This is a genomic window from Anaerotruncus sp. 80, assembly GCF_009936115.1.
In the GTDB taxonomy this organism is placed as follows: Bacteria; Bacillota; Clostridia; order Peptostreptococcales; family Anaerovoracaceae; genus Senimuribacter; species Senimuribacter intestinalis.
Genome location: NZ_QWES01000004.1, coordinates 50935 through 71584 on the forward strand (window position 1 = coordinate 50935; position 20650 = coordinate 71584).

At 43.8% G+C, this 20650-nt stretch carries 16 protein-coding genes; 3 read left to right on the plus strand and 13 right to left on the minus strand.

The features are described 5' to 3' along the window. Positions 1-2: 2 nt before the first annotated feature. From D1155_RS03070 to D1155_RS03125, 12 genes are all read right to left on the minus strand, one after another. The gene (locus D1155_RS03070) at positions 3-797 is read right to left on the minus strand and encodes a hypothetical protein (RefSeq protein ID WP_160200953.1); all 795 of its coding nucleotides are present in this window, start codon (positions 795-797) and stop codon (positions 3-5) included. 370 nt (positions 798-1167) lie between these two features. Then, a complete protein-coding gene (oraE, locus tag D1155_RS03075; protein WP_160200954.1) occupies positions 1168-3384 on the minus strand; it encodes a D-ornithine 4,5-aminomutase subunit OraE in 2217 nt (738 codons plus the stop codon). A 2-nt stretch (positions 3385-3386) separates the two neighbouring features. Next, positions 3387-3749 (minus strand): ornithine aminomutase subunit alpha, encoded by a 363-nt coding sequence (locus D1155_RS03080; protein WP_160200955.1) that lies wholly within the window; start codon positions 3747-3749, stop codon positions 3387-3389. A 27-nt stretch (positions 3750-3776) separates the two neighbouring features. Further along, complete coding sequence (gene ortB / locus D1155_RS03085; RefSeq protein ID WP_160200956.1) at positions 3777-5192, minus strand: 2-amino-4-oxopentanoate thiolase subunit OrtB; 1416 nt, start codon at positions 5190-5192, stop codon at positions 3777-3779. Beyond that, positions 5192-5491: a 2-amino-4-oxopentanoate thiolase subunit OrtA gene (gene ortA, locus D1155_RS03090; RefSeq protein WP_160200957.1), complete on the minus strand. Its 300-nt coding sequence runs from the start codon at positions 5489-5491 to the stop codon at positions 5192-5194. Before ortA ends, ortB begins: the two co-directional genes overlap by 1 nt. Before the next feature lie 199 nt (positions 5492-5690). Beyond that, complete coding sequence (gene ord / locus D1155_RS03095; RefSeq protein WP_160200958.1) at positions 5691-6752, minus strand: 2,4-diaminopentanoate dehydrogenase; 1062 nt, start codon at positions 6750-6752, stop codon at positions 5691-5693. A gap of 310 nt (positions 6753-7062) precedes the next feature. Then, a complete protein-coding gene (locus tag D1155_RS03100) occupies positions 7063-8454 on the minus strand; it encodes a sigma 54-interacting transcriptional regulator (protein ID WP_160200959.1) in 1392 nt (463 codons plus the stop codon). Positions 8455-8542: 88 nt separating this feature from the next. Further along, positions 8543-9892, minus strand: a complete 1350-nt coding sequence (locus D1155_RS03105) for a sigma-54 dependent transcriptional regulator (RefSeq protein ID WP_160200960.1) — start codon at positions 9890-9892, stop codon at positions 8543-8545. A 4-nt stretch (positions 9893-9896) separates the two neighbouring features. Further along, complete coding sequence (locus D1155_RS03110) at positions 9897-12167, minus strand: ATP-binding protein (protein WP_160200961.1); 2271 nt, start codon at positions 12165-12167, stop codon at positions 9897-9899. A 146-nt stretch (positions 12168-12313) separates the two neighbouring features. Next, on the minus strand, positions 12314-13687 hold the full coding sequence (locus D1155_RS03115; RefSeq protein WP_160200962.1) for an APC family permease: 1374 nt from the start codon (positions 13685-13687) through the stop codon (positions 12314-12316). Between the two features lie 23 nt (positions 13688-13710). Continuing rightward, entirely contained in the window at positions 13711-14409 is a 699-nt protein-coding gene (locus D1155_RS03120) for an isochorismatase family cysteine hydrolase (RefSeq protein ID WP_160200963.1), read from the minus strand. Positions 14410-14674: 265 nt separating this feature from the next. After that, positions 14675-16363: an AAA family ATPase gene (locus D1155_RS03125; protein ID WP_160200964.1), complete on the minus strand. Its 1689-nt coding sequence runs from the start codon at positions 16361-16363 to the stop codon at positions 14675-14677. 187 nt (positions 16364-16550) lie between these two features. On the opposite strand from D1155_RS03125, the gene D1155_RS03130 reads away from it, so the two are divergent. The 3 genes from D1155_RS03130 to D1155_RS03140 all read left to right on the plus strand — a co-directional run bounded on the left by D1155_RS03130 (position 16551) and on the right by D1155_RS03140 (position 18980). Beyond that, positions 16551-16871 (plus strand): metalloregulator ArsR/SmtB family transcription factor, encoded by a 321-nt coding sequence (locus D1155_RS03130; RefSeq protein WP_160200965.1) that lies wholly within the window; start codon positions 16551-16553, stop codon positions 16869-16871. Between the two features lie 79 nt (positions 16872-16950). Continuing rightward, positions 16951-18282 (plus strand): potassium transporter TrkG, encoded by a 1332-nt coding sequence (locus tag D1155_RS03135; protein ID WP_160200966.1) that lies wholly within the window; start codon positions 16951-16953, stop codon positions 18280-18282. A gap of 35 nt (positions 18283-18317) precedes the next feature. After that, on the plus strand, positions 18318-18980 hold the full coding sequence (locus D1155_RS03140) for a TrkA family potassium uptake protein (RefSeq protein ID WP_160200967.1): 663 nt from the start codon (positions 18318-18320) through the stop codon (positions 18978-18980). Here the strand turns inward: D1155_RS03140 and D1155_RS03145 are convergent. After that, on the minus strand, positions 18972-20639 hold the full coding sequence (locus tag D1155_RS03145) for a M20/M25/M40 family metallo-hydrolase (RefSeq protein ID WP_243151003.1): 1668 nt from the start codon (positions 20637-20639) through the stop codon (positions 18972-18974). The genes D1155_RS03140 and D1155_RS03145 overlap by 9 nt on opposite strands. Positions 20640-20650 lie beyond the last annotated feature (11 nt).

Genomic DNA, 20650 nt, shown 5'->3' on the forward strand with positions numbered 1-20650 from the left:
TGTTATATTATCAATTTATTTTTAATTTCACTTTCTATAATCGGAATATCAATGGTGCCCTGCTCATTATCATAGGTAACAATGAGGTTTTTCCAAGGGACAATACCTGCTGATTCATATACATCCATTTTCCATTTGTGTTTCTTCATATACGCCGGATTTCCGGTCAGACCACAATGTTCCCAGTAATAAATTTTGCCGCTGGCGGCAAGGAGGGTGAAATCTGGCGCTAACGTATACTTTCCGATTCTCAGAATCTGCTCATAACGAAACGGTACCTTGAATTCATAGTACTTTTCTGCAAGAATCAGTTCTGATTTTGAACGGACCGCAAGACCTTTAGATGTCAAATGAATTTTCTTTTCCGGCATATAATCACTCTGCTCATAGAGTTCATTTTGCCAACGTTCTGCTTCCGTTTGCTCTGTAGTTTGAAAAAATAATGAGTTAGGCAATTCTTTGTATTTTTTCGGAAGCTGTTTCAGAATATGTTCGGGAGTCGTATCAGAAAATCCATCTATGGCTTTTCGCAATGCACTCAAGTTATTTTCCAGTATTTTTGCTTCCATTTCCAAATACTTTTTTCTTGCCAAAAGCGCCACCATCTCCGGATGTTTGTTTAAGCTGAATCTTTGCCTTTTTCCATCTATCCAGACATTATGATAATACACAGTTCTACCCCGTTCTTTAACCTGCAGCAATGTACCCGGTGGACAAGTTCTCAATTCTTTGCTGACAGAATCCTGCTTTTTTTGTATTTCTGTCAGTATTTCTTCTAATTTGATCCCCAAAATCACAGTTTTTTAGCCCCCTTCCTGACAAAACTGACGTATTTCTTTTATTTTGTCATTTTAGTCAGGATTTTGGGTGGAAAAGCTGACAAAACTGACAAAAATCATCTATTTTGTCTGCTTTGTCAGTATTTCAACGCAACTCCTAAAATTTTTTGTGGATCGTTAAGCGTAACTGCAAAAATATAATAATGACAAAGCGGTTCTACTTTCATTGTACAATGTTTGCAGATCGCTTTCAACCATTATTTTCCTTTTTTTAAATTTTTTCCCTGTATCAGTCAGTTCAAGTAGCGCCATGTCCTGCGCTATGACTGCCTAAGCAGCGGCATTTGCAAAACAGGGGCGGGCATTTGCCCGCCCCTTAGGTCTTTCATTACATTTCGCCTCTGCGTCTCTTTGCTTCTTCACATAAGAAAGTTGCAACGTCGATACCGTGAGAGTCTCTGCCGAATCCAGCGTCAATGCCAGTCTTTACAGCGTCATCAGGAATTACCTGTGTACCGCCTGCAGCGATAATCACCTTATCTCTGATTCCTTTTTCAACAGCCAGGTCATTGATTCTCTTCATATTCTTGTAGTGAATATTATCGTGGGAAATGATGGTGGATGCCAGAATTGCATTTGCATTCAATTCTACAGCAGCGTCAACCAGCTTTTCTACCGGAACGGAAGTGCCCAGGTAGTTTACTTTGATTCCCCATTTTTCGATACCGCCGTGCTTGATGTTGATGATTTCACGAAGACCTACAGAGTGTTCGTCTTCACCAACAGTACCGCATACGACAACCATCGGATGATTTTCAAATTCGTTGTACAGAGTTGCATCATCCAGATGATGTGGTTCAGGCGGAATTTCCAGAGCGCTAGGATCAACATCGAAGTTAACCTTACCCTTCATTTCGATTCTAGTGCCTTCTGCCTCCTGCATTACTTCCTTACTGATTACTTCAGGATTTTCAAGGCCAAGCTTCTTGCCGATTTCCAGTGCTGCAGCTTCTGCAGTTCTGGTATTTGCAGGAATCATCATGGTCATCATGACTACGCCGTCTCCGCACCATTCCATTTCAGGCTTGATAGCTTCGCCGTCCAAATACTTAGCAACTTTTTCAAGTCTGCGATCTACGCAGTCTTCTTCATCCAGCTCATCGATGAAGACGATTTTGCTTCTATCTTCAAAAGTACATCCGCCGATGAGTGCTGCTGGATCTGCAGGATCTCCGCCGTACTGTTCCACATTATTGTAACCGAAGTGTGCAGTTACAGGAGCCATGTAATCTTCTTCTCTTTCGAAGATATAACCGTAACCTACGCCGCCTTCTGGATTTCTTGCGATACCATCGCCGTTTCTTTCAGGATATTTTGCAGAGTCAACGAAGAAGCCTTCCTTAACTGCCTGGAAATATCCGCCGACTTCGATGATTTCTTCCATGAACAGGCAAGCTCTTTCTTTCAGGTCACGAGCCATTTCACGGAGCGGACCATCTTTCTTCAGTTCAACCATTTCCATCAGACCGTCCATTGCCAGAAGTGCCTGTTTTGCGTTGTCTACAGCCTCCATGTTGTAAATGTGCCAAGGCACGTTTCTTCCTTCGTCCGGTGTGATAGTGGACTGAATGTCTGCACTGGTCAGCTTGGAAATAACCATGTTCATAACATGGGTTACAGTTGCTTCTCTTGCGGAGGAGCAGATATATTTAGTGTTCTGCTGTGCTCTCATTTTGTATCTGCCGCAGAAGTCACGAAGAGCTACTGCATACGGCAGGTCGTAGTACATACAAGGTGCTGGTGTTGCTGTCGGAGGTACAGTTGACAGCGCAATATTTTCCGGTTTGATGCCTACTTTTTCTGAGAACAGAGAATTGATTGCGTGCTGCACGATCAGCTCAGGCATTACTTTCCACGCTTCTCTTGCGGTTGCGTTTGCATTGTGTGCGCCGTCAATCTGCAGAATGCCAGCCCAAGCTAAAACTTTCTTGGATTCACAAGCGTCTACAAAAGAACGAACGCAGTTGATATCTCTGTAAAGTACGTTGTACTGCGGATCCTGGTGCGCACCGTTGATACCTTCTTCTGCGAACATAACAGCTACATCAGGTCCAGCTACGCCGGAAACGTAGGAATGGTAGTTGATTGGACGACCAACTTCATCTTCGATGATATCCAGTGCTTTTCTCTGTGCTCTCACCTGTTTACGAGTTACAGGAATACCACCAATACCCTGCGGAGTACCTTCCATCAGACCGTCGATATGGGACTGACCCATATGACGAATAACCATGATATGGTCAGCGCCATGCCATGCAGCCATTCTCATTCTTCTGATATCGTCTTCAAATCTTCCGGAAGCGATTTCAGTTGTAATAACCGGCATCGGCTGCGGATCGATATCTTCAAAGTACTTTGCAGGAGGAAGACCTACGCCGTTCTTCAAAGGTTCGGAGCAATCATGATACTCAAAAGGTCCCATTTTAAGACCAGGAGCAGGTTTTCTCCAAGTCCAGCCTTTTCTTCTCGGTTCATACTTATCGAGGTCTTTTAAGATGTTTCTAACATCTAATTTTTCATTGTGTTTTAAAACCATATCTGCCATCTTTATTTACCCTCCTTGAACAGTGCTACTGCATCGTCCCAGTATTCGCCAGCAGCCAGTTTTTCACTAGCCTCTCTGATGGAGATGCCTTTGTCTTTAGAAATTTTGTAAACTACATGACCTGTTCCGTGTCCCATCAGACCTCTGTCCATGCAGCCTTCTACGATTTTCTGCGTATCCAGGGAGGAAACGCCCATTCTCAGTAAAACGGCTCTTTCAACGGAAGGGGTTGTGTTTTTTCTTCCCAGTTCAAGAAGCGGGTCAACAACCTGGGCGGTCAGTTCCCAGAATCTGTTGTAAAGTTCTTCGTCAGAAAGATTTGCGATATGCTTTCTTCTCTGTTCGAAATCGTCTGCTCTTTTCATTCTATTTTCTCCTTTATGCTAAAGATATTAATATCCCAGTTCGGCAAGTGTTGCCATAACAAAATCGGTATCAGTGTTGGTTTCTGCTACTAAGAACTGAATATCCTCGTCAGTCAGTTTCTCTACGCCTGCCTTCTTTACTGCCTTCTTGATTAAAGACTTTCTGAAGTGAGTGATGTCAGCTTCTTTGTGTTTTACAAAGCTTGGATCCTTCGGCAGAATGATGTTCACGCCCGGCTTGTCTTCTTCCTGCGGGTTTCCGAACTTGATTTCGATGCCGTTTTCTCTTGCAAAGTCAAGCTGCGGCTGAATATGTTTACCAGCGCCGGTGTATTCAGTTTCACTGATGACAAGCACTGCATCTTCAGGCAATTCCTGCGCCAGAGAAAATGCTGCCGCAAGGGCTGTATTTCCTGCCGGTCCTCTTTCGATACCCTCAAGATTAGCCAGTGCTTCTGTCATGTACATAACCTCACCCTGTGTTACAGTTACATAACGATCCATGTAACGCAGAGGTCTTGCAGCAGAACGCGGAACATCAGAGTGGTCCGGATCAGTTGCATAAGGTACACCAAATCCAGTATGACCTGTGGTGCAGGATTTCTTATTAAACTGCTCGTCGGAAGCCATGTGCAGTCCGGTCAGGTCGATGGAAGCGGAAACCATTTCTGTATCAACAGCGCCAGCCTTTAATAGACCTCTTGCTGTACCTGTCATCATACCGCCGCCTGCATTGGTGCAGACTACCATATCCGGGTCTTTGCCAACCAGTTCACGACACTGCATTGCAATTTCGTAACCCAGTGTTTCTACGCCGGCAATGCCGAACGGAGAATACAGTGAAGCGTTGAAATATCCGGTGTCTTCCAGAACAGAAAGGAATGTGTAGAACAGTTCAGGTCCTACAGTCAGCTGAATAACTTCAGCGCCGTAAGCTTCGCATTTTCTTGCTTTTTCTACAATTTCAGGCTGTCCAACACCTTTGGAATCGTAACATTCCTGTACGATGATACATTCCATTCCCTGCATTGCTGCCTGGGAAGCAACTGCTGCACCGTAGTTTCCGGAAGTTGCTGCGATAACGCCTTTATAACCTAATTTCTTAGCGTGTGCTACTGCACATGCCGCTCTTCTTGCTTTAAAGGAACCGGAAGCGTTGGCTGCCTCGTCCTTTGCAAAAATTCTTGCGCCATAGCCCGGCTTTGCATATTTTCTTGCCAGCGCGGTCAGGTTGCGCAATTCAATCAGCGGTGTGTTTCCTACTGCAGTTTTTGCCTGAATCTTTGCAACTTCTTCCAGGGTGTAACCGGTGGATTTCATCAGTGCCTCATAGTCAAAAGCTACTGAACCGGATTCAAATTCTGCGTAGTCAAGACCCAGTGCTTTTCTCTGAATCTCATTGGATCTGCCCATAACGGAATCATAATCTTTTGCCAGTGTCATTATTTGTCACCTCCAAACATGATTTCTCTCAGCTGTTTGTCAATCTCGATGATTTCAGGGACAAATTTGCCGTAGCTGTGTGTATAGTACGGGTTTACTTCAATTAAAGTGCCCTTTTCCATACGACCGCATGCAGTTTTTACGGTAACAACATCGCCGATTTCTGCATCTTCCTGCAATGTGCCCTTTGTCCACATCTGCAGGTCACATTTCTGTGTATCTTCAGGAATTTTAGCAGTTCTTTCTTCTGCCTTGAGTACTACAGAGTGAATGCGTACCCATTCTCCTTTTTTTACCATTTTAATCATCTCCTACATTATTTATATAGTATGACGCCGCTTGCGCCAGCTATCTTACGTCTCTCATAGTAACCTAGAAGACGCTGGATTTTTTGTTCACAGCGAGGCAGCAAGTCATCGAAACACGGAGGTACTTGTGTGAATTTAAGTACTGAACGATGAGACTGACAACGCTGTGGACAAATAAGACAAGTCTTAATTATTTAACCAGTTTGCAGTCTTCCTCGATCATATTTCTCATGTCGCCCATGATTGCGTGAGGAACTGGAATGTCGATCATAGTCTTAAGACCAGGTCTTGCGTTGATTACGTGCGGAATGCAGTTCATGATCATAGCCATAGTTCCGATACCGCCTTCGATTTCCGGAGTATTAGCCATGTTTACAGGAGGATTACCCTTAATTTCTACGTAGTCACCTGTGAATACGCCAACCTGCTCAGGTTCGATCTGCTGCGGATGATCCATTTCAATCTTAACTTCGCCGTCAACAGTTCCCCAGCCCTTCATTGCAACGCCTGCAACCTGACCAGCTGCTGCGAAGCCGTAAGGAGATTTTCTGTCTACATCAGTCACGATCGGTTCCATATCCTGTTCAAACTTCTCAAGGTTCCAGCCCAGCGCATCGCAGATCATGCCAACGGATTCTGCGAATCCTACGTGACCTGCCATAGTGCCGTCTGCTTTTCTCTTGTTAAAATCTTCTACTTCTACGCCAATTCCCTGTTCTTCCATTACAGCAGGACCAAACGGAGATAAGCTGTTTACTCTTCTGGAAACGATGTGATCAACGGATTCACAAGCACCAGTCCACAGGATTACGAGAAGGTCCATAATCAGACCAGGGTTGATACCAGTACCCAGTACAGTTACGCCGTTCTTCTTACCGATTTCATCCAGCTTCTTAGCAAGTTCAGGTTCCTGTGCCTGCGGATAAGCCATTTCTTCAGCAGAAGTAATTACGTTCATGCCGTTTTCCATAACCATAACCAGTTTGTCATACACTTTTGCAGTGAAAGAGTCTGTGCAAACTACTACGATGTCTGCTGCACCTGGTTTGATAACTTCTTCTGCTGTGCCAACGATAACATCTTCTCTGTCGCCTCTTTCGATGCCCGGTACTACTTCGTACAGGCTCTTACCTAATTTGTTGCCGATGTCAATTGCGCCGACAATGTCAACACCCTGCTTCTTTACCAGCATTTTACCGATTCCGCCGCCCATAGCGCCGAGTCCCCAAAGGATTACTTTTACATTTTTCATTTGCTTTTCTCTCCTTTTAATAAATCATTACTATAATATGAATTGACTTTGAAACGCGTTTTCGCGTGATATCTATATATAAAGCAACAACCATGCCAAATATTCCCGTGTATACATGATACAATTTCGCCGCAATAATTTCATAAAAATAGTGGTTTTCAGCACTTATTCTGTGCAAAAACCACTAAATAACTCTCGCAGATTGCGGAAATTTTTAAATTTTGAAGTGACCGCATTTCTAATTCAGCGGGCACAATGCAAATTTTTTGGCATTATATATGCAAATATTTTTGCATTCCGGCGCCTTTTCTCAACCTTTAATCCCATATTTTTTCAATTTATGCTGCAAGGTCTGCCGCTTAATATGCAGGGCTTCTGCGGTCTTCGAAATATTTCCACCTTCGGAAATCATTACCTCTCTGATAATTTCCTTCTCCAAATTATCAAGATACTGATCAAGCGGACCTTTCCGATCCCACTTTTCGACATCAGCGCCAATTGCATCTACCTGCATCGGCATCTGCAACAGTTTTTCTGTCAGCACGTGTTCCCTGTCTGCCATAGCGACCGACTGCATAATAATATTTTCCAGTTCACGAACATTGCCCGGATAATTATAATCACAAAGACGCTGCAGCGCATGTTCCGATACCATCCAGACCTCTTTTCCAAAGCGTTCATTGTGCTTTTCCAGCAGTTTTTCTGTCAATACTGGAATATCTTCAAGGCGGCTGCGCAGCGGCGGAATGGAGATATTTACTACATTAAGCCGGTAATAAAGATCCTTTCGAAGTTTGCCTTCTTCTATGAGTTTTTCTGGGGGTTCGTTGACCGTAGCAATAATTCTCACATCAATGGGAATATCTCTGCTTCCACCAACTCTTCTGATATAATCCTCCTGCAGCACGCGCAGCAGCTTGCTCTGTAAATCATACGGCATGGAGTTGATTTCATCCAGCAGCAGAGTGCCGCCATTAGCTTGTTCAAAGAGCCCGGCTCTATCCATCGCCCCGGTAAACCCGCCTTTTGTGGTTCCGAATAAGATGCCCTCAAGCAAGGATTCCGGCAGCGCTGCGCAGTTCTGCGCCAAAAACGGATTTTGCCTGCGAGCACTGGCATAATGGATACTCTGCGCAAGAAGCTCTTTTCCTGTCCCTGTTTCCCCATAGATAAATACCGATGCGTCGTTGCCTGCCGCCCGCTTTGCCCGTTCCAAAACCGCAGTAAACAGCGAACTGTTTCCGATGAGGTCATCAAAAGTATACTTTTTCAGCTTCGGCCTTGCCTCTTTAGGCTTTATCTCTTTTTCCCGCAGCTGCAAAATGGTATCGCTCATGGAACGAATATTGGTTACATCTCTTGCAACTTCAATAGCTGCAATGGTTTTTCCTTCATGGATTACAGGTACAGTGCTGTTAATTGTTGCGATTTCCTTTCCATATAAGCTGGTATATGACTGTTGTTTATTACGGATTTCAACGTTTTTCTTTAAAGCCTGATACATGGTGCTTTCTTCCAGCTTTACACCGGGAAACGCTTTTGCAAAAGGCTTTCCGATGACATCGTCAATGCGAATCTGCTCCATGTCCGCCATAATTTGATTATAGAACATGCCCACGCCGTCTGTGTCTACCACGTAAATCCCCATGTCTACGAGATTGATCAGCGCTTCCAGTATTTTTTTATATTCCTCTGCGGTCAAGTCTCCGTACCTCCTGCTTTATTCTCTTCTATTTTACACGATTTCCTGCACAAGTGCAAATTTTTTTGCAGAAAAGTTCAACTATAATTTATTTATACTTTATCCCGTATTCGTTCAGCTTTTTATACAGATTCTTCTTGGCAATCTGCATTTCACCTGCTGCCTTTGCAACATTGCCCTGATGCTTGTTTATGATTTTTATAATGTATTCTTTTTCAAAGGATTTCGTCTGCCCCCGCAGTGAATCATCCGGCTCGCTTTGCTGAAAAATATCCTTTATCTCTTCCGGAAGTACATTCACATCTAAACTTCCTTCGCCAGAGAGTACAACCATTCTTTCTATCAGATTGCGAAGTTCTCTCACATTGCCGGGCCAGTCATATTTCTGAAGGACTTCCAACACCTCTTCATCTATGACAGGCAGCGGCTTATTCATTTCTCTTGCATAAAGGGACAGGAAGCTGCTACATAAGACCGGAATATCCTCCAATCTTTGCCGCAGAGGTGGAATCTCAATAGGAATAATATTAATTCTGTAGTATAAATCCTTGCGAAAGCTATTCTCTTCAATCTCCTTCTTCAAATCTCTGTTCGTCGCGGCAATTAGCCTGAAGTCACTCCTGATTGTCTCATAGCCGCCTACTCTTTCAAAGGTCTTTTCCTGCAGCACTCTGAGCAGCCGCGTTTGCATATTCGGACTCATCTCTCCGATTTCATCAAAGAAAATTGTTCCGCCGTTAGCAATTTCAAAACGACCCTTTTTCTGTCGCTCTGCTCCTGTGTAAGCGCCTTTTTCACTGCCAAACAATTCGCTTTCTATCAGATTCTCATTCAGCGCCCCGCAATTTACGCATACGAAAGGTTTGTCCGCACGACTGCTGTATCTATGTATCATATTTGCCAGAATTTCTTTTCCCGTGCCGGTCTCTCCGGTAATCAATACCGCAGAATCCGTTTTACCTACAATTTTAGCTTTCTCTCTGAGTGCTTCTGCTGCCGGGGATATACCGATAAATTCACTTCCCATCGAAAAGGAAGCTAACCGGTTTTTTAAGGTCTTATTCTCAGCCTTAATATTGGAAAGCTCTGCTGCCTTTTTTATATTGGAAATCAATTCCTCAATATCTGCCGGTTTTACCAGATAAGAAAAAGCTCCTTCCTTAACAGCCTCCACTGCTCCAGAAATTGATCCTTCAGCAGTAAGCATAATGACCTCTGTGTCCGGCGATTTTAGTTTTATTTGCTTCAAAAGCTCCATACCATTCATCTTCGGCATGATGATATCAGAAACCACCACAGCGATATCCTCTTTACCGATAACCTCTAGCGCAGAATGCCCATTCTCACAAGGCATAACTTCAAATCCATTGAGTTCAAAGATTTTCTCATAAAGTTCCAACAATTTCCTGTCATCATCAACCAGCATAACCCGTGCCATGATATTACGCCTCCTTTCTTTCTACCGGAATTAATACAATAAACTCAGTGCCGCCGTCTTTAGGCTCACGTAGTATAATCTCCCCTTCCAATGTATCGACAAGACGTTTGGTAATCCAAAGTCCGATGCCTGTTCCTTTTTCTTTCGTTGTCAAAAATGGTTCAAAAACCTTTTCCTTTGGTATAACTTTAATACCATCTCCATTATCTTTAATTCTGATAAATGCGTTATCATCCTTCCTACAGCACTCAATCACAATCTCGCCTTCACAATGTACCGCCTGAATCGCATTTATGATGATATTCTGTAGAATAACTTTTATTGCCTCCCTGCCATTTGAGTTTACATAAAACTCCTTATCAATTTCTTTTTTTATAACAATTCCTTTGCCGATAATCTCTTTTTTAGACAACAGCAAAATTTGATTTACCAGAGTTCCAAGATGTATCATCTCGCTGCCGTCTTTGTCCCTCTTTGAAAAATCCAGCAGAGTTGAGATCACATCTTCCGCCTCATCGACCCCTTTTTGAATTGCAAATATTTCCTCCGATTCCTTCGCCTCAGTCAGTTTTAAAATATACGCAGCGCCTTTGATCCTCGCAAGAATATTCTTTAGTTCATGTACAATTGCAGCAGCCAACTGTCCTACTCCTGCCATTTTTTCAATCTGCTGAAGTTCCTTTTCCTGAAGAACTGTTTTCGTAACACACTCTCTGGACACTACGATTTTGATGACCTCTCTATCCTTTAAAATCGGATAATACTGATTCCTATATGCTTCTCCGTCCACTACCTGCTGTTCAGAAAAAGGCTTTCCGGTCGCTACCACTTCTGCAATTCCATTTTTTAAATTATCCCGCGGTATCGTGACAAAATCCTTAGACTGCATGTTGACAGTTCCATCTATGTCTGCAATCATGAGCGTCTCTTCAATGGCGTCCAGAATTACTGTAATTTCACGGTTCTTGTCGATGAGACTTTCTGTATAAGAGACAATATTCTCGTTCATCATCCGCAGCGCCTCATTGAGTTTGCAAATCTCATAATTACCGCAGGCCTCTTCTTTTTGAAACTGAACAGTTGAATAATTTCCTTCGGAAATTTTTTGCGCCTGATTTACAAGTCTTTTCATAGGTCTTGAAAAACTAAAATATAAAATCAACGCAAAAATTACTGCAAGAATCAGATTGATCAGCACTACAACCATAATGCCTTTCAGATTCACAGTATAAAATGAACTAAAATCATCTATGCCGATTTCTGTAAAAATAACGCTGTCTGCACCTTCCACCTGCGAATAGATGAACATGCGCTGCTCGCCGTTTTCCTCAAAGTATTTAATTCCCGAACCACCGCCGAGAACGCCTTCTTTCAGCGCCGCTCGCCGTTCTTCTGACAATACATCTTCAAAAATGTTTTTCTCCAGCGTTTCACCCTGCTCTGCAGTCAAACTGTCATAATCAGTATGGTAATACACCTCTCCGTTATTTGACATCCAACACAATTTTCCGCTCTGTCCTAAAGAAAACTCTGTAAAATACTTCTCTTTCATTTTTTCAATGGAAAGATCCAGACAAATCACGCCAAACAGTTCGCCATTTCGATCATATACCGGCTGGGAACAGGTTATCGTCCATCCTGTTCCCAGATAATCATAATAAGGTCCTGCCCAGATTGCCTGATGATCTGGATTATACTGATTTGTCGCCTGTGTATAAAAGATATCGCTGACCTGACTGTGGTCACTGGTAAAAAAAGCGTTGAGGTCACCATACGGACTACACCGCAAAAGATTCCCCTTTGTTACAATATAGCACCACGAAACCTCTTCATTTTCTATAATCTGCGCAAAATAACGGTCCAACCTTTCCGTCACGTTGATTTCATAAATCAGTTCATCTGACAAGGGCGCAATGTTAGGCACAATAATATTGCTCTGCTGACTGCTGCTCTTTGTGCTGTCCTTTTTTCTAGTCATCGTGCCGGTTTCTGTCATCATATACTGGCTGCTCAGCGCTGCCGAAGTATCCTGCGAAAGCGCCTCCTCCATATATACGCCCATAACTTCTGCTCTATTTTGAATCCGATCGAAAGTAATGGCAAGAAGGTTCCCTTTCTCCTTTGTCATTTCCAGCAGGCTGCTCTGTGCGTATTTCATAGCGCCGTTCTGACTGCTTTTCTGCATATATACAGTAAAAATCATAACAGAAAGGATATTAAAGATTAAAAAAATCAAGATGATGTTCACAGTAAGTGATCGCTTCCTCTTTCTCATGGGGTTCTCCTTACCTCAAGCTGGCAGCAATTTGATGATTTGATTTATTATAACATAAGCCCGAGATATTCCCCGGGCTATGTTATCATTTTGCTTTTCCTATTTTTGGAATATCAACGGTTCAGTCTTAGCCTCCATGCCGCAGCTCAGCGCGTGATTTCATTTGCTTCTTCTTTGGTGACTGTATCTGGACTCAATACAACCGGCGCCCAATCCAGCGGATTTTTCTTTTGCATTGCCTTTGCATAACCCCAAAGCACAACACCGACCGCCGCATACACTGCCAGTACAATCCACTCTGCCGCACCCATTGCAGTGCCATTAGTCCAAAGAATCCATATGCAAAATACGATTCCTATAACGCCAAGCAGCATGCCGGCAGGCGCTTTATATGGTCTTTCCCACTCAGGATGCGTTTTTCTGATTCTCATGAAGGAAAGCGTCACCATCAGATATACTGCACCTGCTGCAACGCCATAAATTACGTATATGTAATTTACCCATGCCTCCGGCGCAAAAATCGTAAAGTAGATGGACAAAATGCCTACAACTAGATTTGCAAACTGCGGCTGTCCATGCTTGTTTAACTTAGCAAATCTTGCAGTAAACTGATGCTGCTTTGCTGCACCATAGAGGATTCTGGAAGCAGAGAGCCAGAAGGAGGATAGCGTAGTAATACAGGTCAAAACGCCCATAACGACGAGAAGAATCCCCAGCCAGTGAAGTCCCAGATGATCTGCCACCATAGGGTCTACAATGCTTACTTCGCTAATCCAGTCAAGGGATACGATACCTCCGATTGCAACGACCGCCAGACCATAAACCAGCACTGTACAACCTAAAGATCCTACAAAAGCTTTCCAAATATCCTTTTTCGGAAAGTTTGCCTCCTCTGAAAGCTGCGGAATCAGGTCAAATCCTACAAACTTCATGATTAAAAGACCGATTCCTGCAGTATACCCAGCGGCTCCGTTTGGAAACCAGTCAAGATTTGCAAAGCTCCACTTTCCACTTGCAATAAAAATAACATCCGCAGCAACGGCAATTACCAGCGTACTCCAAAAGAACACATTCTGCAGTTTGGTAAGCAGCTTCAATTCAAAGTTGGTTAAGAAATACCAGAGCACCAGCAGCACCGCTGCAATGATTTTTATTTGTGTGGTTGTAATTGGGAATAAGTATGCCAGCATAGAGGCAATTCCCATCGACACCGTAGGCATTGCCATGATATAAAGAAGCATAATCATCCAGCAGGATACAAAGCCGGTGTTAAATCCGAAAGCGTTTGTAATCCAGATATTCTGTCCGCCTGCATAGGGCATCATAGAAGTCATTTCAGTATACATAAATGCCAGCGGTAAAATCAGGATTGCGCATGTCAGTAAAGAAAGCGCTGCTCCTGCACCACCGATTTCAAACCAGTACTTGATTTCAACCATCCACGCTGCAATCATGCCGCCGGCAGCCATAGCAATCATGCCGGACAGTCTTATTTCTTTTCTCAGTCCTTGTGTTTCCATTTTTCTCTCCTGTTACCTATGAGCTATAAGTTCTTCTCAATGAGTGCAATTGTTTCGTCCGTGGAAAGTACATCGCAGTAAATAACGCTCATAATTTTCAGTTCTGCATCATGCAGCTCCATGCTGCCTGCTGCACATGCATCTTCTACACAGATTACTTTGTAACCAGCATCTGCAAGTCCTCTTACTGTAGACGCAACACACTGATCCGTTACAATTCCGGTTACAATCACGGTTTCCACGCCCATAAACTGCAGCAGCTGCAGATAGTTGGTCCCCGTAGTCACGCTGTCTGTCGTCTTATTTACGACAATTTCGTTCTCAAGCGGCGCCAGCTCATCAATCATCTGCGCTTCATAGCTATTCACAGGAAGCAGCATACCATTCCAGCCTTCAGACTTCTGTACCGGTGATCTGTCTTCGCCGTCTTCCCGCAGGCAGGCGATTCTTCCATAGGTCACCGTCAAGTTATTCTTTCTGAAAAATTCCAGCAGCTTTTGGTTGTTAGGAATTACAACTTCATCCAGTCTGTCATGGAAAGGAATCCATCGTTCCCATTCCCCTGCCGCCTGAAACTGCAGCGCTTCGCCGCAATCCCGCCGAACAAATTCGTTTTGCAGGTCCACCAGAAGCAGCGCCGTTTTCTTTGGATTGATTTCAGGTTCACATACTTCCCCAATTGTTTCGTAGTAGAAGTTTAGATATTTTTCTTTGACTTTCATTGACTATTCCTCCTTGTCAGAATCTTTTTTCACTTCATCATTGCGATTTTCGTGCCAATGCCTCCTAGAAGAAAAATATTATTGAAATTTCAACGTTATCTTCGATTATTCCTTCTTTTTCCACTCTACTGTCCCAACCGACTTGTCACCTTAACGTAAAAAACTCGCCTCAGGTTTTACCTTTTGGTAATCCAGTTCCGGCGAAATTCACGCAAAAGAAAAAGCGCATATATACAACGTATATACACGCTCAGTAAACTTTTCTCTATTTCTCTGTTTTCACAATGCAGCCCTTCTTGTACAAAGCAATCCCATACTTCAATATAGGTCTATAGCCATCGGCAATCAGCGGTGCTGCATAGCCCTGCGTCTCTATCTGTGCAAGCGCTTCATCGCACTTTGTTTCCATCTCCGCAAAGGTCTTTGCAGCCTTCAATTCTATAATAATTGCTCTGCCCATAAACTTTTTTTCTTTAAGGATCAGGTCAGGTCTGCCATTTCCACTTTCCCGGTTGGATAGAATCGAATAGCGTCCGGTGTTCTTCAGAAGTCCGCTCAAAAATCCATGATAATAGCTCTCCGCATAGTCAAAGTAACTGATAGTGTCCATCAGCTGGCAAGAGATAAAGTCCGCAGCAGCCTCGCAGTCGCCATCTTCTAAGGCTTTAATCAGAGGGCTTCTGTCTATGCGCTCAATCTTTCGGTCGAACCACCCGACAATAGATTGCCTGTAGATAGATCGAATTTCCTTATTTGGAATGGTCATTTCCAAATAAATGGTTTCGCCTTCAATTCTCTGACTTTTCATCTTCAAATATCCTGTAAAGAACAGGAAGTTCCACAGATTGTCTCTGGAACTGTGAATATCTCCATAAGTGATTTCTTCATGAACTGGCTTTTCAATGGTTCCGCCGTCCATGAGAATTTCCAGTTCTTCTCGGGTAATATCGTCAGCGTCTTCAACCAGTTCTTTCACAATGCCATTGCCCGATGTGTTTGACCAGTACGGTCTTGTTGCGATTTGCGCACCCGCCTTTGCATTGCTGGCATAGCTGAGAATACTCCACGGATTATAGATTTCCGTATTTCCAAACAGATAGCCATCGTACCATGCTTTTGCTTCTTCAAACCTGTCTTCCAGATTATAATATGCCAGCATATTCTGCACTTCCGCACCGGTAAAGCCAAAACAGCTGCTGTATTTCGGACTGATAATGGAGTGAATTTCCAGATTATTAAGCCCCGTAAAGATACTTTCTTTACTGATTCTAAGGCAGCCGGTTACCACACCCAGTTTCAGATACGGATTGGTTTTCAGGGCTGACTCAAACAGCGAACGGATAAATCCAATCATCTCATCGTAGAAACCTTGAAAATATGCATTTTCTAACGGCACGTCATATTCATCAATGAGTATGACAGCTTCCCTGCCGTGATAGTGATACAGACACTCTGACAAAAAACGCAGTGCGTCAATATATAGGGCAGGTTCCTTGCTTTCTCCAAGAATTGCCTGATATTTATCTCGTTGGGTGGTATCCATTGTCCCATCAAGGACATACCGGTGCCTCGAAAACTCCGCAACGATTTGCCGTTTCAGCATTGTATATGACAAATCATAATTATCCTGCTTCCCTGACTTGAGTGATAAAGTAATCACCGGATACTGCCCCATGTGTGCAAGGTAGGTTTCTCCTGCTCCCATTATGGCAAGCCCTTCAAAGAGACCGCGATTATCTATCTTCTCACCTTCCGTCGTTCTCTCATCTTCAAAGAAACGGCGTACCATGGAAAGATTCAAAGTTTTTCCAAACCGGCGCGGTCTTGTAAGCAAGGTCACTTTGCTGCCATCCAATAGTTCCTGTATCATCATTGTTTTATCCACAAAATACAGGTTCTCTTCTCTAATCTCTTTAAAATCCTCAAATCCAATAGGGATTCTCTTCTTATCCATTCGCCATCTCCTCCTCGTATCTATAGTATACGTGAAAAATTGTAAATTCACAAGCAGACAATAAAACAAATTCTTTTATCTGCCTTTCATCTGTTTCTACCACCTTTTTTCGACACATTCCTTGCTATTTTGACCGTTTTATTGTATATTGGTATTTGACAATCTAAAACTTTGGAGGACATTCATTATGAGAATTAGAAAAGAACAGGACTTTGACGAAAAAGACATCGAAATGATTGCAGACGTGTCCGATGCACTGGCACATCCCGTTCGCCTGCGTCTGTTCCGCTACATCATGCAGTGCAACAAAACCATGGAAAACGTATGCAACAAAGATCTTGTCGCAAATTTCGACTATGCACAAGCCACCATTTCTCAGCATATGAAGAAACTGGTACAATCCGGTCTAATTGAAGTGAAAAAACAAGATAAATTCTCATATTATTACGCAAATCTGGGCATACTGATGCAATATATCAATGTGACGAAACGGTATTCTGTCATATAGGGGGGTATTCCCTCCCGCCCAGTGCAGATATCCGCCTTACATCCATTGATGAAACATAAGGCAGGAGGATGATGCACCTATGCGAAAACTTTCATCTATACAGCTTTTGTCGGCAGGGTTTGCCGTGATTATTCTGACAGGTGCACTGGTTCTTTGTCTGCCGGTCTGCACAACAAGCGGTGAATCCACGTCCTTTATCGACTGCCTTTTTACTTCAGCCTCGGCGACCTGCGTCACCGGTCTTTCTCCGATGGACATTTATACTCATTGGAATTTTCTGGGTCAACTTATCATTCTGCTTCTGATTCAGATTGGCGGTCTTGGATTTATGGGGCTCTCCATGGCGCTTCTTTATTTTTCAGGACATAAAATCAGCATTTTTCAGCGTACCACATTGATGGAGTCTATGGGCAGTCTAACCATCGGCACTGTTACCAAGGTGCTGCGCACGATGACACTGGGCACCCTCATCTTCGAAGGTGCCGGCGCCATTGCTCTGGCATTTCGTTTTATCCCGCTCTTTGGAGCTGCGCAAGGGCTGTGGTTCAGCATCTTCCACGCAGTCTCCGCGTTCTGCAACGCAGGCTTCGATTTAATGGGTATCTTTACCCCCGGTACATCTTTACAGCATTTTTCAAAAGACCCACTGGTGCTTCTAACCACTACTATACTGATCATCACAGGCGGCATCGGTTTTATCGTCTGGCGTGACTTCATCGACCATCGTTTCCGGTTCCGCACCTACACCCTGCACAGCAAAATTATGCTGACCTGTACCGCAGCTTTGGTTATATCCGGCTGTCTTTTATTTTTGTTCTTAGAAAGCAATACCACACTGCGCTCCCTTTCCCTCGCAGAAAAATGGATGAACGCTCTATTTTTGTCGGTTACCCCGAGAACAGCAGGCTTTGCGATTTCTGACTACAGTGATTTTTCGCCGGCGGGCAGAGTCCTGACCATGTGTCTTATGGTTATCGGCGCCGGTCCTGGCTCCACTGGCGGCGGTATCAAAGTTACCACATTCACTGTTGTTCTGCTCTCTATCGTTTCCCAAATTTTTCGCAGCAGAGATCTATCTTTGTTCCAGAGGCGACTGCCCGAAGAAGTGCAGCAGTGCGCCTTCTCCAGTATTTCATTTTACCTGATTGCAAGTATTTTCTGTACATTTCTGCTGCTTCTTGCGAATCCCCTTCTGGAATCTGAATACGTGCTTTTTGAGGTACTATCTGCCCTTGGTACAGTAGGTCTTTCCATGGGAATTACGGCAGAACTGGGTGTATTTTCGAAGGCGATACTCATTGCGCTGATGTATCTTGGCAGGCTGGGGAGTATTGCTGTCATCATGGTAATCAGCAGTCATAGACCTGCCCACAGGCTGCGGTATCCTAAAGAGCCAATTCTCATCGGATAAGCGGTACAAAAAATTCAAACAAAAGGAGACAACTCATGCGTTCTATTTTAATTATTGGACTGGGCAGATTCGGTCGTCATCTGTCCATGCGTCTTTCTGAACTGGGAAATGAACTTCTGGTAATCGATCAAGACGAGCGGTGTGTCAACGAAATTGCACCCTTTGTCACTGCTGCCCAAATCGGTGACTGCACAGATGAATCAGTGATCAAAAGCCTCGGTGCAAGCGAATTTGATCTTTCCTTCGTCTGCATCAGCAACAATCTGGAAACTTCTTTGATTATCACCATGATGCTGAAAGAACAGGGCGCAAAAAAGGTGATTGCCAAAGTCAATCAGGATCTTCATGCTAAATTTCTTCTTTCCAACGGCGCCGATGCCGTCATCTATCCCGAACGTGACATGGCGCTGCGCACTGCGATGAAATACAGCGCCGCCAGTGCCTTTGACTATCTGGAACTTTCTTCTGATTACGGTATTTTTGAAATTGCGCCGCCAAAGTCCTGGATTGGACACAGTCTTAAAGAACTGGAGATACGAAAAAAATACCGACTCAATGTCATCGCTTATAAAGAAAACGATGTCATCAAGGCGGTAGATTCCCAAGATTTTATTTTTAGGGAAACCATGCACCTGCTCATTGCCGGAGAACGGCAAAACTTTCAGCAGTTTGTGAAAAAACATGCCAGCTTATTTTAGCAGCAGCTTCACTGCATAATCCAAAATGCGCGGCGTGCGCTCATACAAATCCTCTTTGTATACTCTCTCCGTCAGTTTATGAAAATCCTTTCCCCACGGACCGATGTTAATCCCTGCCATGGAAACAGCTTTAATCTGCTCGAAAGGAATATCATAGTACGCACCAAAGAGCGGCATAGCACCTGCCACCGATTCCCGCTGGGCTGTCGGATCGTCAATATTGATGTAGCTCAGATCGCAGATTCCGGTGTAGAAATACTCTTTATCGTAAATTTGTCCATACTCTTCTTGTGTATATGTGGATAACTTTTCGCTCAGCCCCGACGCTTCCTCTGCAATCCCATCAAAATATACATTGGACACGTTTGGATAATACGGCGGAAGTAAACCGTACACAACTCTGGGGGAAATATCCTCAATATAATCGTAGATTTTCTCAATGAGCTGGAAGTTCCCTTCAATCATATTGATACGCCCTTCCGCAAGATCCCGCAAGATCCGCTCTCTTTCCATTTCGTAAGCCTCTTCAAAGACTGTCCCGTGCTGGGCTTTTGCCTCTTCATAAAGTTCTCCAAAACCTACAGTCTTCACCTTCCAAGGCAGCTTCTTTACCGGCTGCCCCGTAGCAGCTAAAAACTTCTCATAATTCTCGTTAAGCCGCTCAATTACTGTCAGAAATCCATCTTCACAGACCCTCTTTACCTTTCCTAAAAGCTCTGCAGGCGTTTGCTTTAAAGTTAGAACGCTAAAACAACCTTGTGCAGACAGCGGCATAGAGACATCATAACGATCTTTACTATCCTTTTGATATAACCAGGTTGGCGGCGGCGCCGCTTCTCCGTCTACTACATCGGCAAAGTCCATGTTAACTTCCGTTTTCGCCACAATTTCCGACAAAACGGATACCGGATTGAGTCCCTCAAAGACTTTCCCTGCATGAGATAAAAATCCTCTCACATAGACAAATGGCATCATTTTTCCCACTGTTCCCTCAGAAAAAACACCTTTGGAAAAATCTTTTCTCTGATGGGGCTCGCTGTTGATCATCATCAGATATTCAAGTCCCTGCTTTTCCTTTAGTTCTGCCAAAAGCCGCACCGCAGCCCGCATGCCGGCAGAAAGGTTTTCCTCATCGGGGACGCCAAGAACGATGACATTTCCCTCAAAATTCGCAAGTTTGCTGTATTCCTCTAAAAGTGCGTACTGGATAGCGCCTCCCGCCTTCATATCACAGCCGCCTCTGCAGAATACAAAGCTGCCAGCTTCCAGATCCACCAGCGCATCTTCCGGCAGCATATCTTTATGATCTGCAAGGGCTGCCGCAAGTTCATCAGGTGAAAAAGCCAGCGGCTTGAGCAATTTATAATCTTCGATATCCACAATGTCGTAATGATGTACCATGGCAACAGTTTTATTCCCTTTTCCCCGTACTATAGCCCAGCAGACATTCCTTTGCAGCGGATCATCTTCTAAGGGGTACAGACCCCAATTCTCGGGGTGCTCTTTGAAATATGGAATCTTTTCAAAATGCCCAGTGAAAAACTCCTCTACTAATCGCTCACCAGAGGTATTAGTAAAACTTTCAATTTTTACATATTCATATAGAATTTCTTTGATCTTATCGCCCAGCAGCGCAAAATCCAAATTGTGATTTTTCATGAATATTACCT

What these genes read in the sequence shown, in the direction of transcription:
- oraE (WP_160200954.1), bottom strand. Translation starts at nt 3,384, where the DNA reads ATGGCAGATATGGTTTTAAAACACAATGAAAAATTAGATGTTAGAAAC.
- D1155_RS03080 (WP_160200955.1), bottom strand. Translation starts at nt 3,749, where the DNA reads ATGAAAAGAGCAGACGATTTCGAACAGAGAAGAAAGCATATCGCAAAT.
- ortB (WP_160200956.1), bottom strand. Translation starts at nt 5,192, where the DNA reads ATGACACTGGCAAAAGATTATGATTCCGTTATGGGCAGATCCAATGAG.
- ortA (WP_160200957.1), bottom strand. Translation starts at nt 5,491, where the DNA reads ATGGTAAAAAAAGGAGAATGGGTACGCATTCACTCTGTAGTACTCAAG.
- ord (WP_160200958.1), bottom strand. Translation starts at nt 6,752, where the DNA reads ATGAAAAATGTAAAAGTAATCCTTTGGGGACTCGGCGCTATGGGCGGC.
- D1155_RS03105 (WP_160200960.1), bottom strand. Translation starts at nt 9,892, where the DNA reads ATGGCACGGGTTATGCTGGTTGATGATGACAGGAAATTGTTGGAACTT.
- D1155_RS03110 (WP_160200961.1), bottom strand. Translation starts at nt 12,167, where the DNA reads ATGAGAAAGAGGAAGCGATCACTTACTGTGAACATCATCTTGATTTTT.
- D1155_RS03115 (WP_160200962.1), bottom strand. Translation starts at nt 13,687, where the DNA reads ATGGAAACACAAGGACTGAGAAAAGAAATAAGACTGTCCGGCATGATT.
- D1155_RS03120 (WP_160200963.1), bottom strand. Translation starts at nt 14,409, where the DNA reads ATGAAAGTCAAAGAAAAATATCTAAACTTCTACTACGAAACAATTGGG.
- D1155_RS03125 (WP_160200964.1), bottom strand. Translation starts at nt 16,363, where the DNA reads ATGGATAAGAAGAGAATCCCTATTGGATTTGAGGATTTTAAAGAGATT.
- D1155_RS03130 (WP_160200965.1), top strand. Translation starts at nt 16,551, where the DNA reads ATGAGAATTAGAAAAGAACAGGACTTTGACGAAAAAGACATCGAAATG.
- D1155_RS03135 (WP_160200966.1), top strand. Translation starts at nt 16,951, where the DNA reads ATGCGAAAACTTTCATCTATACAGCTTTTGTCGGCAGGGTTTGCCGTG.
- D1155_RS03140 (WP_160200967.1), top strand. Translation starts at nt 18,318, where the DNA reads ATGCGTTCTATTTTAATTATTGGACTGGGCAGATTCGGTCGTCATCTG.
- D1155_RS03145 (WP_243151003.1), bottom strand. Translation starts at nt 20,639, where the DNA reads ATGAAAAATCACAATTTGGATTTTGCGCTGCTGGGCGATAAGATCAAA.